The sequence below is a fragment of the Stenotrophomonas sp. YJH_SMC_106-19 genome, from assembly GCF_059368375.1.
In genome coordinates, this window is record NZ_JCAFRQ010000007.1 from 112976 (window position 1) to 127484 (window position 14509).

General features: G+C 68.4%; 15 protein-coding genes. 12 read left to right on the top strand and 3 right to left on the bottom strand.

From position 1 onward, the window contains the following. Positions 1 to 41: 41 nt before the first annotated feature. The gene (locus AC5P5M_RS17155) at positions 42 to 2549 is read right to left on the bottom strand and encodes an ABC transporter permease (protein WP_279942602.1); all 2508 of its coding nucleotides are present in this window, start codon (positions 2547 to 2549) and stop codon (positions 42 to 44) included. Continuing rightward, positions 2546 to 3193, bottom strand: a complete 648-nt coding sequence (locus AC5P5M_RS17160) for an ABC transporter ATP-binding protein (RefSeq protein WP_080375229.1) — start codon at positions 3191 to 3193, stop codon at positions 2546 to 2548. Before AC5P5M_RS17160 ends, AC5P5M_RS17155 begins: the two co-directional genes overlap by 4 nt. A gap of 75 nt (positions 3194 to 3268) precedes the next feature. On the opposite strand from AC5P5M_RS17160, the gene AC5P5M_RS17165 reads away from it, so the two are divergent. The 3 genes from AC5P5M_RS17165 (at position 3269) to AC5P5M_RS17175 (ending at position 6143) form a co-directional block, all read left to right on the top strand. Continuing rightward, positions 3269 to 3913 (top strand): arylesterase, encoded by a 645-nt coding sequence (locus tag AC5P5M_RS17165; protein ID WP_053516417.1) that lies wholly within the window; start codon positions 3269 to 3271, stop codon positions 3911 to 3913. Between the two features lie 88 nt (positions 3914 to 4001). After that, a complete protein-coding gene (locus tag AC5P5M_RS17170) occupies positions 4002 to 4715 on the top strand; it encodes a response regulator transcription factor (RefSeq protein WP_002811889.1) in 714 nt (237 codons plus the stop codon). 156 nt (positions 4716 to 4871) lie between these two features. After that, positions 4872 to 6143: a sensor histidine kinase gene (locus tag AC5P5M_RS17175; RefSeq protein ID WP_053516416.1), complete on the top strand. Its 1272-nt coding sequence runs from the start codon at positions 4872 to 4874 to the stop codon at positions 6141 to 6143. Between the two features lie 80 nt (positions 6144 to 6223). On the opposite strand, the gene AC5P5M_RS17180 is transcribed toward AC5P5M_RS17175, so the two are convergent. Beyond that, a complete protein-coding gene (locus AC5P5M_RS17180; protein ID WP_283219241.1) occupies positions 6224 to 6925 on the bottom strand; it encodes an SGNH/GDSL hydrolase family protein in 702 nt (233 codons plus the stop codon). A 212-nt stretch (positions 6926 to 7137) separates the two neighbouring features. Between AC5P5M_RS17180 and AC5P5M_RS17185 the strand changes: the two genes are divergently transcribed. The 9 genes from AC5P5M_RS17185 (at position 7138) to AC5P5M_RS17225 (ending at position 14468) form a co-directional block, all read left to right on the top strand. Beyond that, positions 7138 to 7533: a diacylglycerol kinase gene (locus AC5P5M_RS17185; RefSeq protein ID WP_053516413.1), complete on the top strand. Its 396-nt coding sequence runs from the start codon at positions 7138 to 7140 to the stop codon at positions 7531 to 7533. Between the two features lie 33 nt (positions 7534 to 7566). Beyond that, complete coding sequence (locus AC5P5M_RS17190) at positions 7567 to 8316, top strand: TerC family protein (RefSeq protein WP_495206180.1); 750 nt, start codon at positions 7567 to 7569, stop codon at positions 8314 to 8316. Between the two features lie 264 nt (positions 8317 to 8580). Then, entirely contained in the window at positions 8581 to 9741 is a 1161-nt protein-coding gene (locus AC5P5M_RS17195; RefSeq protein ID WP_495206181.1) for an MFS transporter, read from the top strand. A gap of 491 nt (positions 9742 to 10232) precedes the next feature. After that, the gene (locus AC5P5M_RS17200) at positions 10233 to 10850 is read left to right on the top strand and encodes a LemA family protein (RefSeq protein ID WP_495206182.1); all 618 of its coding nucleotides are present in this window, start codon (positions 10233 to 10235) and stop codon (positions 10848 to 10850) included. A gap of 3 nt (positions 10851 to 10853) precedes the next feature. Then, positions 10854 to 11741, top strand: a complete 888-nt coding sequence (locus AC5P5M_RS17205) for a TPM domain-containing protein (RefSeq protein ID WP_495206183.1) — start codon at positions 10854 to 10856, stop codon at positions 11739 to 11741. Next, a complete protein-coding gene (locus AC5P5M_RS17210) occupies positions 11741 to 12235 on the top strand; it encodes a TPM domain-containing protein (RefSeq protein WP_495206184.1) in 495 nt (164 codons plus the stop codon). The genes AC5P5M_RS17205 and AC5P5M_RS17210 overlap by 1 nt, the downstream gene beginning before the upstream one ends. Before the next feature lie 60 nt (positions 12236 to 12295). Then, positions 12296 to 13180 (top strand): prolipoprotein diacylglyceryl transferase, encoded by an 885-nt coding sequence (lgt, locus tag AC5P5M_RS17215; RefSeq protein ID WP_495206185.1) that lies wholly within the window; start codon positions 12296 to 12298, stop codon positions 13178 to 13180. Next, positions 13177 to 13971, top strand: a complete 795-nt coding sequence (locus tag AC5P5M_RS17220; protein ID WP_180875724.1) for a thymidylate synthase — start codon at positions 13177 to 13179, stop codon at positions 13969 to 13971. Before lgt ends, AC5P5M_RS17220 begins: the two co-directional genes overlap by 4 nt. A 5-nt stretch (positions 13972 to 13976) precedes the next feature. Continuing rightward, on the top strand, positions 13977 to 14468 hold the full coding sequence (locus tag AC5P5M_RS17225; RefSeq protein WP_053519678.1) for a dihydrofolate reductase: 492 nt from the start codon (positions 13977 to 13979) through the stop codon (positions 14466 to 14468). The last annotated feature ends 41 nt before the right edge of the window (positions 14469 to 14509 follow it).

Sequence of the window (14509 nt, forward strand, 5' to 3'; positions counted from 1 at the left end):
GTGCCGGGCTTGCCCGGCACGCCTTCCGGGGCGCGCCTGCGTCAGGCTTCGCGCAGGGCCAGGGCGGGCGGGGTATGCAGGATGCGCCGGGTGCCCCACCAGCCCGCCAGCAGGCTCAGCCCGATGCCGACCACGCCGCCCAGCAGCAGGCCCGGCCACGGCGGCAGCAGCGGCAGTTCGAACACCTTCTGCGACACCACCAGCCCGATCACGGCCGTGGCGCCCACCGCCAGCAGCGCGGCGAGCGTGCCCAGTGCCCCGAACTCGACCAGTACCGCACCGCGCAGCTGGCGCCGGGTCGCGCCCAGCGTGCGCAGTACCGCGCTGTCGTAGCGGCGCTCGCCGGCCGTGGCCTGCAGGGCAGCCAGCAGGACCAGCACGCCGGCCAGCAGGCTGAACACCATCACCAGCTGCACCGCCTGCGCCACCCGTTCCATCACGTCGCGCACCTGCGAGATCACCGCATCCACGTCCAGCAGCGACAGGTTCGGCTGTGCACGCACCAGTTCGCCCAGCCCGGCTGCCTGGCCGGCCGGCAGGTGGAATGCCGAGAGCAGGTTGTGCGGGGTGTCGCCCACGGCGTTCGGATTCAACAGCACGAAGAAGTTCGGCCGGAACGTGTTCCAGTCCGCCTTGCGCACGCTGGTCACGGTGAACTCGCGCTGCTGCTCGCCCACGGAAATGCCGATACGGTCGCCGGTCGAGACGCCGTAGCGTTTGGCCCAGCCGGTTTCCACCGAGGCTTCGGGCGCAGTGCTGTCCGCCTTCCAGAAGTGGCCCTCAAGCAGCGTATTGGCCGGCGGGAAAGTGCTGCGCCAGCTGAAGTTCAGTGGCCGGTTCTCGTCGTCGTCCTCGCGCGGGCCGTTTTCCCGCCCCTGGCCGTCCTGCGCCTGGTCCACGCGCACCGGCGGCTTGCCGTTGATCGCGATCAGGCGGCCGGTGGCCATCGGTTCGATGCTGGCATCGGCCGCACCCAGCGCGCGCAATGCTGCCAGCACGCCGTCGCGTTGTTCGGGCTGGATGTTGATCAGGAAGTAGTTCGGCGTGTTCTCCGGCAGGCGCTCGCGCCACTGCTGCAGCAGCCCCGGCCCGGTCACGGCCAGCAGCAGCAGCGCGCACAGCGACAGCGACAGGCCCACCAGTTGCATCACCGCCAGCATCCGGCGGCGGGTCAGGGCGGCCAATCCCAGCCGCCAGTTGCCGTGCAGGCGGTGCTGCAGGCTGCGCAGCACCTGCAGCAGCACGAAGCCGCCCAGGCCCGCCGCTGCGGCGAGAGCGGCCAGGCCACCCAGCACCCACAGGGCCAGTTTCAGGTCGCCGGTCACCTGCACGGCCAGCACCAGGCTGGCCAGCAGGGCGGCGACGTAGGCCAGCAGCGAGGCGGGCGGCAGAGCAGCGAAGGAGCGGTTGAGCACGCGCATCGGCGGCACGCCGCGCAGGCGCAGCAGCGGCGGCAGGCCGAAGCCGAACAGCAGCAACAGGCCGATGCCTGCACCGGTCAGCGCCGGTGTTGCCTGGGGCAGCGGCAGGCGCTGCGGTATCAGGCTGCCCAGCACCTGTACCAGGCTTTCCTGCGCGGCCATGCCCAAGCCGATGCCGAGCAGGCAGGCCGGAACGGCCAGCATCAGCAGCTGCAGTGCCAGGCCCAGCAGGATGTCGCGCTGGCGTGCTCCCAGGCAACGCAGGATCGCCACCTGGTCGATGCGGCGCAGGGCGAAGCGGTTGGCGGCCAGCGCGGTGGCAACGCCGGCCAGCAGCACCGCCAGCAGCGCGCTCAGGCCGAGGAAGCGCCCGGCCAGATCGAAGGCCTGGCGCACGCCGCGCTGGGTGTCATCCACGCTGAGCAGGCGCATGCCCTTCACCTGTGGCTGCAGCCATTGCCGGAACGCCGCGATCCGGTCGGCCGGCCCGGCGAACATCAGCCGGTAGCTGATGCGGCTGCCGGGACCGAGCAGGCCGGTGCCGTCGACATCAGCGCGATTGACCAGCAACGTCGGCGACAGCGTGAGGAGGTCGCCGCCGGCATCCGGTTCGGCCTCGATGATGCCGGCGATGCGCAGCGTACCAGCGCCGAACTCGAGGTCATCGCCGGCCTTCAACCCCAGCGCCTGCAGCAGGCGGGGATCGGCATAGGCCTGGCCCTGCGGCGGCATGCCGGCATCGTCGATCAGCGCACCACCGGGCGTGCTGCGTACCCGCAGCGTCCCCCGCAGCGGATAGCCGGCCTGTACCGCCTTGATGCTGGCCATCTGGCTGGCATCGCCCTGGAACAGCACGGTGCCGAAACTGGCCATGCGGGTGGATGCCAGTCCCCGCTGCCTGGCCTCTTCGGCGAAGGCGGCCGGCGGGTCGTCACGACCGGCGACGCCGAGGTCGCCGCCGAGCATCTCCGCAGCGCTGCTGGTCAGTGCCAGGTTGACCCGGTTCACCAGCGTGCCGACCGCGGTCATCACCGCCACGCCCAGCACCAGCGCGGCGAACACGGTCAGCAGGTCGCCGGCCAGGGCTTCGCGGCGCAGCGCGCGCCACGCATGCCGCAGCAGGTTCATGCGCGGGCCTCGTGCGCGACCGCCTGCAGGCGGCCGTTGTCGATGCGGTGGATGTGCTGGCAGCGCTGGGCCAGGCGCAGATCGTGGGTGACCAGCACCAGCGTGGTGCCGCTGCCGGCGTTGAGCTCGAACAGCAGGTCGCTGATGTGCTGGCCGGTGCTCTGGTCCAGCGAGCCGGTCGGCTCGTCGGCGAACAGGATGCGTGGCCGGGTGACGAAGGCACGCGCCAATGCCACGCGCTGCTGTTCGCCGCCGGACAGCTGGCGTGGGTAATGGCGCGCGCGATGGGCCAGCCCGACCTGGTCCAGCACGGCGTCCACCCGCGCGCGATCCTCGCGCCCGCCCAGCTCCAGTGGCAGGGCGACGTTCTCGGCGGCGGTCAGCGCCGGCAGCAGGTGGAAGCTCTGGAAGACGAAGCCGACCTCGCGAGCACGCAGCTGCGCGCGGGCTTCCTCATCCAGGCTGGACAGTTCGTGCCCGGCCAGAGCGATGCGACCGCGGCTGGGCAGGTCCAGCCCGGCGAGCAGGCCGAGCAGGGTGGTCTTGCCGGAGCCGGAGGCGCCGACGATGGCCACGCTGGTGCCTTCATGGACCGTCAAAGTGATGTTGTCCAGTATGTGGACTTCACCCTCCGGGCCATGCACGGATTTGCCGACCTGGTCGACGGCGATGGCGACGGGCGCGCTGCGGGGGGACAGGCTGTCGATGAGGAGACTCCAATGCGCAAGACGGGATGGAGCCGGCGAGCCGGCATGATGATGGTGCTGTTGCTAGGGTTCCTGCTGTTGCCCGGGCTGGCCTGTGCCAAAGGTCCGGCCGGTACCGTCCTGGTGCTCGGCGACAGCCTCAGTGCTGCCCACAATATCCCTGCCGATGCCGGCTGGGTCAGCCTGCTGCAGCAGCGGGTCAGGCAGCAGTCGAAAACGCCGGCGCGGATCGTCAACGCCAGCATGAGCGGCGAGACCACCGCCGGCGCCCTGACCCGGCTGCCGGGCCTGCTGGCGAAGGAGAAGCCGGACGTGGTGGTGATCGCTCTGGGGGGCAACGACGCCCTGCGCGGGCTGACCCCGGCGCAGGTGCAGGGCAATCTGGAAAAGATGGTGCAGGCCAGCCAGAAGGCGGGCGCCAAGGTGCTGCTGCTGGGCATCGATGTGCCACCGAATTACGGCCCGGCGTACCGCCAGCGGCTGGCGGCCGCCTACCGCGCGCTGGCCGACCGCTACGCTGTGCCGCTGCTGCCGTTCCTGCTGGAGGGGGTGGCCCTGCAGCCGGGGATGATGCAGGCCGACGGCCTGCACCCCACCGCCCAGGCCCAGCCGAAGGTGCTCGACAACGTCTGGCCCCTGCTCAAGCCGCTGCTCTGAGCAGCGGATCGGACCTCTTGACGGAACTTCACATTGCCTCCACCGTCGATCCGGCATGTTTCACAAAGCTGAAGTTAGAGGGAATCACATGCGTCAGACGAAGGAGACTTCCGGCTTGGTGCTGGTGGTCGAAGACAACCGCAACATCTCCGAGATGATCGGCGAATACCTGGAAGGTCGTGGCTTCGAAGTCGACTATGCACAGGATGGCCTGGACGGCTACCGGCTTGCGGCGGAGAACAGCTATGACGTGGTGGTGCTGGACCTGATGCTGCCGCGGCTGGATGGCATCGAAGTCTGCCGGCGGCTGCGCAACGATGCGCGCAAATCGACGCCGGTGCTGATGCTGACCGCGCGCGATACGCTGGACGACAAGCTCACCGGCCTGGGTTTCGGTGCCGATGACTACCTGACCAAGCCGTTCGCGATCCAGGAACTGGAAGCACGCCTGCGCGCGCTGATCCGCCGCGAACGCCGCCAGGTGGGTTCGGAAGTGCTCAAGGTCGCAGACCTGGTGCTCGATCCGGTCAGCATGCGCGCCACCCGCGCCGGCACCGAACTGCAGCTGTCGCCGATCGGCCTGCGCCTGTTGACGATTCTGATGCGCGAATCGCCGCGGGTTGTCACCCGCCAGGAAATCGAGCGCGAGATCTGGGGCAACGGGTTGCCGGATTCGGACACCCTGCGCAGCCATCTGTACAACCTGCGCAAGATCATCGACAAGCCGTTCGATCGCCCGCTGCTGCATACCGTGCAGAGCGCCGGCTATCGCATTGCCGACATCGCCCAGCCGATGGCCTGAGCAGGGACCGTGCCGGTGCAGCTGCAGGCCCGGTGCGGTAGCGGACGGGCAACAGGGCAGGGGATGACCGACCGGCAGTGTCGGCGGTCATCATCCCTGCACGACCACGGCGCGGTGCGCTGCCTATAATCGCAGCGCTCTGACCGGGACCCCGCAATGCCGCACGGCCTGCCGCGCAAGATCCGTATCGCCTTCATCCTGCAGGCAGTGCTGGCCAGCCTGGGCATCCTGCTGGGCGCATGGCTGGTGTCGCTGGTCATCAAGCACAGCCTGGTCGGTGCAGCGCTGCGCGAGGAAGCGGCGTATTACTGGACGCTGCACGACGCATCCCCGGCACAGCCCCCCCCCAATACGCAGAACATCCGCGGCTACCTGCTGGAAAGCGGCCAGTCCGCGTTGTCGCTGCCGGCCAACCTGCGCGACCTGGAGCCCGGTTTCCACGAACTGCCGGCGGATGACCAGCTGGTCCTGGTCGATGTGCGGCCGGCCGGCCGCCTGTATCTGGTATTCCTGCGCTCACGCGCGGAAATGCTGGCGTTCTGGTTCGGCATCGTGCCGGTGCTGCTGACCCTGCTGGCGGTGTATGGCGCCAGCTGGATCACCTATCGCGCCTCCAAGCGTCTGGTATCGCCGGTGAACTGGCTGGCGCGGCGCGTGTCGCGCTGGGACCCCGGCCACCCCGAGGCAGCCGATCTGGAACCGAACAAACTGCCGGCGGACATGCAGGGCGAGACCCGGCAGCTCGCCGCGGCCCTGCATTCGCTGGCCAACCGGGTCAGCGCGCATGTCGCCCGCGAACGCAACTTCACCCGCGATGCCAGCCATGAACTGCGCACGCCGTTGACGGTGATCCGCGTGGCCAGCGACATGGCGCTGGGGGATGATTCCCTGCAGCCGCGCCTGCGCCGCAGCCTGCAGCGCATCCAGCGTGCCGGGCGTGACATGGAAGCGGTGATCGACGCCTTCCTGATCCTTGCCCGCGAGGCGGATGTCGAGCCGCAGGTCGAGCTGTTCGATGTCAACGACATCGTCCGTCACGAGGTGGACAACGCCAACGAACTGCTGGGTACGCGCCCGGTCGTGGTGCACCTGCACAGCGACGGACCGGTGAATCTGCATGCGCCGCCGCGGGTGCTGCAGGTGGTGGTCAGCAACCTGGTGCGCAACGCCTGCAGCTATACCGACGAAGGCCGCATCGACGTGCATGTGCGCGACGACCGGGTGGTGGTGCGCGACACCGGCATCGGCATGTCTGCCGAAGCCCTGTCGCGCGCGTTCGAGCCGTTCTACCGCGCCGAACCCAGTCGCCCGCAGGGCACCGGACTGGGCCTGTCGATCGTGCGCCGGCTGTGCGATCGCTTCGGCTGGAAGGTCAGCCTCTCCAGTGAACCCGGGCAGGGAACCGAAGCCACCGTGATCTTCCGCTAGAGGGCTCTTGCCGGATCAGAAGCGGGCATTCCGCGGAATGGCGGGGGTAGCGCCGGGCCATGCCCGGCGTGCGCAGTGTCTCAGTCGCAGGTCACCTTCGGTGCCAGCGCGCGGGTCCAGATGGCATATCCGGCGGGCGTCATGTGCAGCATGTCCTCACGGAACAGCGCGCGATCAGGCTGGCCGTCGGCGCCCAGCATCGGCGTGTAGATGTCGGTGAAGCCGGTGTTGGGCAGCCTGGCCAGCGCCGCCTTGACCAGCGTGTTGGCCTCGTTGATCGCCGGCATCAGGTGCGCCCGTGACGGGCTGGGCTTGATCGACACGTATTCCACCCGGGTCTTGGGCAGGTCGCGATGCACGCGCTGCACGAAGGCGACCACATCGTCGCGCACCTGCACGGCGCTGCGGCCGCTGTTGAGGTCGTTGTCGCCGGCGTACAGGAACACCTTGCACGGCGCGTACGGGATCACGATCTGCCCGGCATACCAGGTGCTGTCCCGGACTTCCGAGCCGCCGAAGCCCCGGTTGAACACCGGCTGGCCGGCGAAATCGGCCGCCAGGCTGTCCCACATCCGGAACGACGAACTGCCGATGAACTCGATGCCACCACGAGGCGGCGGGGCGACCTTGTCGGCGGCGGCGAAGGCGGCCATGTCGGCGGCCCAGGCCACGTTGGAGACCTGCTCGGGAACGCGGGGCGACGGCGAGGGAACGCGTGCCAGCGCCAGCGGCGCAAGGGTCAGCAGGCCCAGCATCAGCAGAGCGGGACGGCGGTGGGACATCGTGCACTCCAGGCAGGAAGGAGGGAGACATCATAGGAGGCGGGCGCGGCCCGCGCTTGTCCCCGGCAGGCCATTCGGCCCGGCCGCGCGGAGTATGGCCGGCGGCCTTGTGGCAAAATGGCGACTGTCTGCCCATCCCTGTGCACCCATGACTCCCTGCCGTGCGTCTGAGCGGTCGCTGCGCCGCGCCCCCGTTGCTGGATGCTCCACCCGTGGCTGACCAGTTCGGCCACATGCCGCGCGGCCCGCGCCGCATCTTCCAGGCCGCGCGCTGGTCCTGGCAGGGCCTGCGGGCTGCCTGGCTGCATGAGTCCTCGTTCCGGCTGGAGGTCTACCTGCTGGTCCTGCTGACCCCGGTGGCGATCTGGCTCGGCCAGACCCCGGTGGAGCGCGCGCTGCTGATCGGCTCGATGCTGCTGGTGCTGGCGATGGAACTGGCCAACTCCGCCATCGAGGCCGTGATCGAGCGCTACGGCAGCGAGATCCACGAGCTGGCCGGGCGCGCCAAGGACATGGGTTCGGCCGCCGTGTTCGTGCTGATGATGAACGTACTGCTGTGCTGGGCCCTGGTCGTGGTCCCGCATGCACTGGCCGGCCGCTACGGCTGAACCCCCATTCCCCCACTGCCTTGAAGAGTTTCCATGTCCTTTGAGTTCCTCGCCGACCCCAACGCCTGGGTGACCCTGTTCACCCTGAGCGCGCTGGAAATCGTGCTCGGCATCGACAATCTGGTGTTCATCTCCATCGCGGTCAGCAAGCTGCCGGAAGAGCGCCGTCCCTTTGCGCGCAAGCTCGGCATCGCCGTGGCCTGCATCACCCGTATCGCACTGCTGGTGTCGCTGGCCTACCTGGCCCACATGTCCGCCAACCTGTTCACCGTGGCCGGCATGGGCATCTCCATCCGCGACCTGGTGCTGATCGTGGGTGGCCTGTTCCTGATCATCAAGGGTTACATGGAGATCAAGGAACTGATCACCGGTGGCGAAGACGAGAATCCGGCGACCAGCAAGGCGTCGGGCGTGTTCGGCATGGTCATCCTGCAGATCGCCATCATCGATATCGTGTTCTCGCTGGACTCGGTGATCACGGCCGTCGGCATCGCCGACCACATCCCGGTGATGGTCGCTGCCATCCTGCTGTCTGTGCTGGTCATGCTGCTGGCGGCCAATCCGCTGGGGTGCTTCATCGACGCCAACCCGACGGTGAAGATGCTGGCGCTGGCCTTCATCCTGCTGATCGGCGCGGTGCTGATCCTGGACGGCCTCGACGTGCATGTGCCCAAGCCGTATATCTACGCCGCGATGGGCTTCTCGGTGCTGGTGGAATGGTTGAACCTGCTGATGCGCCGTCGCGCGCGCGACCACCACGTGCCGGGCGCCGGCGACTGGTAAAGCGTATGACCTCGAACCCCCGGCCCGGCCGGGGGTTCTGCTTTGCGGGCTACCGCGTCCGCCGGGCATGGCCCGGCGCTACCGGGGTACGCCACGCCTCGGGCAACGCCGGGCCATGCCCGGCGGGGGCTTTTGCCTGCAATGCCGGCGTACGCCTTCACTTGTGAACCCGCATCAACAGTGTTTTCCCCGGGCGAGGCTTAATCCGGTGCGGCAAAGCGCGCAGGCTACGCGCTCCCGATTCCCGCCCCCAGGAAGTCCCCCATGAAGTCCAGAGCCGCATTGCTGGCGCTTGCCGTCGGCGCCTTCGCCATCGGCACCACCGAGTTCGCCCCGATGGGCCTGCTGCCGGTCATCGCCGACGGCGTAGGGGTTGGCATTCCCACCGCTGGCATGCTGATCACGGCCTACGCCATGGGCGTGATGCTGGGCGCGCCGGTGATGACGCTGCTGATGGGGCGGTTCGGCAAGCGCACCGCGCTGATGCTGCTGATGTCGATCTTCGTGGTCGGCAACCTGCTGTCGGCACTGGCGCCGAACTATGGCCTGCTGCTGCTGTCGCGCCTGGTCACCAGCCTCAACCACGGTGCCTTCTTCGGCATCGGCGCCGTGGTCGCCGCCAGCCTGGTGCCGAAGGAAAAGCAGGCCGCCGCCGTGGCCACCATGTTCATGGGCCTGACCATCGCCAACATCGGTGGCGTGCCGCTGGCAACCTGGGCCGGCCAGCAGCTGGGCTGGCGCCTGTCCTTCGCCGGCACCGCAGTGCTGGGCGTGGTGGCGATCACCGCGCTGGGCCTGGCGCTGCCGGCTTCCGCGCCGGGTCCGCGCCCGGACGTGCGCCGCGAACTGAAGGCGATCCTGCAGCCGCAGGTACTGCTGGCGATGGCCACCACCGTGCTGGGTGCCGGTGCCATGTTCACCCTGTACACCTATGTGGCACCGGTGCTGACCGAACTGACCGGCGCCTCCAATGCCTTCATCGCGATGTCACTGGCGCTGATCGGTATTGGTTTCACCGTCGGCAATGGCATCGGCGGGCGCATGGCCGACTGGTCGCTGGATGGCGCCACGCGGATCCTGCTGGCGGCGCTGGCCGTGTTGATGTTCGTGCTGCCGCTGGCCTTCATGAATCCCGTGACCGCGGCGTTGGGTGTGCTGCTGTTCGGCGCGGCGACCTTCGCCATCGTACCGCCGCTGCAGATCCGGGTGATGGAAGCGGCCACCGAGGCGCCGGGCCTGGCGTCGTCGATCAACGTGGGCGCGTTCAACCTCGGCAATGCCGTGGGTGCGGCGCTCGGCGGTGCGGTGATCAGCTCGGGCCTGGGCTACGCCGCGATTCCGGTGGCCGGTGGCCTGCTGGCGGCATCGGGCCTGCTGCTGGCGTGGCTGGGGCGTCCCCGCACTGCGGTGGCCGAAGCCTGCTGAGGGGTGTTGGATTCCGGCAGGGCTTGCAGCCCTGCACCCGCCGGATCAACGTCAACGTCAACGGCAAAAGCCTGCATTCCGTGGGTTGGTGGGGTGGGTCCGGTTGAGGGGGACGCTGTAAGTACCCCTGCGGGGCCCGGCCCATTCCCGCGATCTGTCGCAACGGCGTTCCTCTCTGGTAGGTGTCGACCTTGGTCGACACGAATGCCTGAAGAACCGGCTTCTGCTTTTGATTTTTTTCTTTTGATCTTCCCGCGGTGCGCAGGAAACCGTATGAGGCCGGGCGGGTGGGCGTGGCGGGGGTATCCGCGCCATGGATGGCGCGGATAAGCCTCCCGGGACGGATTCACGGCGTCCCCCGCCATGCCCACCCGCCCGGACTACTCAGGCGATCCCTGAGCATGGCCACCGCGGAGGGGGCGGCGCCCGATGGCCGGTCTTTCACCCGAACCATGGCATGCTCGGCGCCAAGCCCACCCGGAACCTCCGCCATGCGCCTGTTCACCCGTGTCCTGCCCCTGATGCTGCTGGCCTCCCTGCTGTCCGGCTGCGGCTACAACGCGATCCAGCAGAAGGATGAAGCGGTCAAGGCCAGCTGGGCCGAAGTGCTCAACCAGTACAAGCGCCGCGCCGACCTGGTGCCCAACCTGGTGCAGACCGTGAAGGGCTTCGCCAGCCAGGAAGAGCGCGTGCTGACCGAAGTCACCAACGCCCGCTCGCGTGTCGGCCAGATCAACGTCAACGCCGATGACGAAGCCTCGCTCAGGCAGTTCCAGCAGGCCCAGGGCGAACTGGGTAGCGCGCTGTCGCGCCTGCTGGTCGTCACCGAGAACTACCCGGTGCTCAAGTCCGACCAGAACTTCCGTGACCTGCAGGCCCAGCTGGAAGGCACCGAGAACCGCATCACCGTCGCCCGTGGCCGCTACATCCAGCAGGTGCAGGACTACAACACCTACATCCGCTCGTTCCCGCAGGTGATCACCGCCAAGCTGTTCGGCTACAAGACCAAGCCGAACTTCACCGTAGACAACGAAGCGCAGATCTCCAACGCACCGGCGGTGGATTTCGGCAACGCGCCGCAGCAGCCGGCGCCGCAGCCGGGCCACTGACCGATGCGCCTGGCCACTGCGCTGCTGGCCCTGCTGCTGTGGCTGCCGCTGGCGTCGCTGGCGCAGCAGCTGGCGCCGATTCCGGCGCTGGATTCGCCGATGGTCGATACCACCGGCACGCTGGATGCCACGCAGAAGCAGGCGCTGGTGCAGCAGGCGCTGGACCTGCAACAGCGCAAGGGCAGCCAGCTGCAGGTGCTGGTGGTGCCCACGACGCAGCCGGAGGACATCGCGCAGTACACGACGCGGGTCTTCGACCAGTGGCAGATTGGCCGCAAGGGTGTGGATGACGGTGTGCTGCTGGTGGTGGCCAAGGATGACCGGCGCGTGCGCATCGAGCCGGGCTACGGCCTGGAGGGTGCGATTCCCGATGCGATCGCCAACCGCGTCATCCAGGAATACCTGGTGCCGCGTTTCCGCAGTGGCGACTACGCCGGCGGCATCACCGATGCCACGGCGGTGCTGGTCAAGCTGATCGACGGCGAGTCGCTGCCGGCGCCGGTCAGTGGTCAGCGCGGGCGCGAGGCCGACGGCGGTGGCGATACCTGGATCCTGGCGCTGTTCATCGGCGTGTTCGCAGGCACGGTGCTGCGGGGCGTGTTCTCGCGGGTGCCGCGGCCGGTGCGCGGGCTGCTCGGAGGTGCGGGTGCGGCGGTTGCTGCCTTCCTGTTCACCTCCACGCTGCTGGCCAGTGGCCTGGCGGGCGTTGTCGGGCTGGTGGTGGCGATGCTGTCCGGCCATCCCGGCCGCTTTGACGGTGGCGGCGGCTGGGGTGGTGGCAGCTGGGGCGGCGGAGGCGGCTTCGGTGGCGGTGGTGGATTCGGCGGTGGCGGCGGTTGGGGCGGCGGTGGTGGCCGCTCCGGCGGTGGCGGTGCTTCGGGGGGCTGGTGATGATCCAACGACTGTGTCGCCACGTGTTTTCCCCATCGGTACGGCGCGCGTTCCCGCCGGCCACGCTGCAGGCGATCACCGAGGCCATCGCGACCGGTGAGCAGCGCCATGGCGGGCAGGTGATGTTCGCGGTGGAAGCGGACCTGCCACTGGCCGCGCTGTGGCACAAGGTCACCCCGCGCCAGGCGGCCGAACACGCCTTCGCGCGCCTGCGCACCTGGGACACGGCCGACAACAACGGGGTACTGATCTACCTGCTGCTGGCCGACCACGCCATCGAGATCGTCGCCGACCGGGGCCTGAGCGACCGGGTCAGCGCGGCGCAGTGGCAGCGGGTGTGCACCCACCTGCGCGAAGGCCTGCGCGGCGCCAGTCCGGTGGATGCGCTGCGCGATGCGATCGACGAAGTCTCCAGCCTGGTGGAAGGGCACTTTCCGGCCTCGACGCGGTCGGAGGATGACGCGCTCCCGAATGCGCCGCAGATCCTGGGCTGAGCCCCGGTCCCGGGCCGGGTCGGGGCGCTAAAATACCCGTACTCCTGCCAGGCGTCTTCCATGATCTATTTCCACGACATCGACCCCATCGCCCTCTCGCTGGGGCCGATCAAGGTGCATTGGTACGGCATCATGTACCTGCTGGGTTTCACCGCCGCCTGGCTGCTCGGTCGTCGCCGGATCGCCGCCGGGCGCCTGCCCGGCGTCGATGCCAACGGATTCTCCGACCTGTTGTTCTACGCCATGCTGGGCGTCGTGCTCGGCGGGCGCATCGGTTACATGCTGTTCTACGCGCTGGGCGATTTCCTGCACAACCCGCTGCTGCTGTTCAAGGTATGGGACGGCGGCATGAGCTTCCACGGCGGCCTGCTCGGCGTGCTGGGCGCCTGCTGGTGGTGGTCGCGCAAGCACGCGCTGCACTTCTTCGACACCATGGATTTCATGGCGCCGCTGGTGCCGCTGGGCCTGGGCTTCGGCCGCATCGGCAACTTCATCGGCGCCGAGCTGTGGGGCAAGTACACCGACGGCACCTGGGGCGTGGTGTTCCCGTCCGGCCTGCCGGCGCCGCTGAACCAGCTGGACCACGCGACCCTGCAGGCGCAGTTCGCGACCGGCGCGCTGAACCAGTACGCACGCCACCCCTCGCAGCTGTATGAAGCCTTCCTCGAGGGGCTGGTGATGTTCGTGGTGCTGTGGGCGGTGTCGGCCAAGCCACGCCATCGCTATCTGGTGGGGGGGCTGTTCGCGCTGATGTACGGTGTCTTCCGCTTCACGGTGGAATTCGTGCGCATGCCCGACAACGGCATCTACGTAGCGTTCGACTGGCTCACCCGCGGCCAGATCCTCAGCCTGCCGCTGATCGCGCTGGGCCTGGTGCTGCTGGCGATGTCGCGCCGCGCACCGGTACTGCAGCCGCAGCCGCTGGCGGTGGAGGGCAAGGCATGAAGGCCTACCTGGACCTGCTCTCGCACGTGCTGGAGCACGGGACGGAGAAGAGCGACCGCACCGGTACCGGCACCCGCAGCGTGTTCGGCTGGCAGATGCGCTTCGACCTCAACGAAGGTTTCCCGCTGGTCACCACCAAGAAACTGCACCTGCGCTCGATCATCCACGAGCTGCTGTGGTTCCTGAAAGGCGATACCAACATCGGCTACCTGAAGGACAACCAGGTACGGATCTGGGACGAATGGGCCGACGGCAACGGTGATCTTGGCCCGGTGTACGGCAAGCAGTGGCGCAGCTGGGCCACCGCTGATGGTCGCGAGATCGACCAGATGCAGTGGCTGGTGGACGAGATCAAGCGCAATCCCGATTCGCGGCGGCTGGTGGTCAGCGCCTGGAACGTGGGCGAGCTCTCGCAGATGGCGCTGATGCCCTGCCACAACCTGTTCCAGTTCTACGTGGCCGATGGCAGGCTCAGTTGCCAGTTGTACCAGCGCAGCGGCGACATCTTCCTCGGCGTGCCGTTCAACATCGCCAGCTATGCGCTGCTGACCCATATGGTTGCGCAGGCCACCGGCCTGGGCGTGGGCGACTTCGTGCATACGCTGGGCGATGCGCACCTGTACTCCAACCATTTCGAGCAGGCCCGCGAGCAGCTCTCGCGCTCGCCGCGAGCGCTGCCGAAGCTGTGGTTGAACCCGGAGGTGACCGATCTGTTCGGCTTCCAGTTCGACGACATCCGCATCGACGGATACGATCCACATCCGGCGATCAAGGCGCCGGTGGCGGTGTGAGCGCGATGAAGCTTTCGATGGTCGTGGCGCTGGATCGCAACCGTGGCATTGGCCAGGGCAATGCCATGCCCTGGCACCTGCCGGATGACTTCAAGCACTTCAAGGCGCTCACCCTGGGCAAGCCGATCCTGATGGGGCGCAGGACGGCCGAGTCGATCGGCCGCGTGCTGCCGGGGCGGACCAACCTGGTGCTGACCCGCAGCGGTCAGGTGCCGTTCGAGGGCATGCGCGCGGTGGCCTCGCTGGACGAAGCGAAGGCGATCGCCGAAGGCGAGGGGGCCAGTGAGCTGTGTGTCATCGGAGGCGGCGAGATCTTCCGCCAGCTGCTGGACCAGGCCAGTGACCTGTACCTGACCTGGGTCGATGCCGAAGTGCCGGCCGACACCCATTTCCCGCAGGTGGACCCGCAGCTGTGGCGGGAAACAAGCAGTGAGCCGCATCCGGCCGACGAACGCCACGTCTATGCGTTCCGCTTCGTGCATTACGTGCGCCGCTGATCCCCGCACCTGTAGAGCCGAGCCATGCTCGGCTCCCTGAG

Excerpts from the sequence above, each read along its gene's own strand:
- AC5P5M_RS17170 (WP_002811889.1), top strand. The coding sequence starts at position 4,002 with ATGCGTCAGACGAAGGAGACTTCCGGCTTGGTGCTGGTGGTCGAAGAC.
- AC5P5M_RS17180 (WP_283219241.1), bottom strand. The coding sequence starts at position 6,925 with ATGTCCCACCGCCGTCCCGCTCTGCTGATGCTGGGCCTGCTGACCCTT.
- AC5P5M_RS17200 (WP_495206182.1), top strand. The coding sequence starts at position 10,233 with ATGCGCCTGTTCACCCGTGTCCTGCCCCTGATGCTGCTGGCCTCCCTG.
- AC5P5M_RS17165 (WP_053516417.1), top strand. The coding sequence starts at position 3,269 with ATGCGCAAGACGGGATGGAGCCGGCGAGCCGGCATGATGATGGTGCTG.
- AC5P5M_RS17190 (WP_495206180.1), top strand. The coding sequence starts at position 7,567 with ATGTCCTTTGAGTTCCTCGCCGACCCCAACGCCTGGGTGACCCTGTTC.
- AC5P5M_RS17175 (WP_053516416.1), top strand. The coding sequence starts at position 4,872 with ATGCCGCACGGCCTGCCGCGCAAGATCCGTATCGCCTTCATCCTGCAG.
- AC5P5M_RS17210 (WP_495206184.1), top strand. The coding sequence starts at position 11,741 with ATGATCCAACGACTGTGTCGCCACGTGTTTTCCCCATCGGTACGGCGC.
- AC5P5M_RS17225 (WP_053519678.1), top strand. The coding sequence starts at position 13,977 with ATGAAGCTTTCGATGGTCGTGGCGCTGGATCGCAACCGTGGCATTGGC.
- lgt (WP_495206185.1), top strand. The coding sequence starts at position 12,296 with ATGATCTATTTCCACGACATCGACCCCATCGCCCTCTCGCTGGGGCCG.
- AC5P5M_RS17195 (WP_495206181.1), top strand. The coding sequence starts at position 8,581 with ATGAAGTCCAGAGCCGCATTGCTGGCGCTTGCCGTCGGCGCCTTCGCC.
- AC5P5M_RS17205 (WP_495206183.1), top strand. The coding sequence starts at position 10,854 with ATGCGCCTGGCCACTGCGCTGCTGGCCCTGCTGCTGTGGCTGCCGCTG.
- AC5P5M_RS17155 (WP_279942602.1), bottom strand. The coding sequence starts at position 2,549 with ATGAACCTGCTGCGGCATGCGTGGCGCGCGCTGCGCCGCGAAGCCCTG.
- AC5P5M_RS17220 (WP_180875724.1), top strand. The coding sequence starts at position 13,177 with ATGAAGGCCTACCTGGACCTGCTCTCGCACGTGCTGGAGCACGGGACG.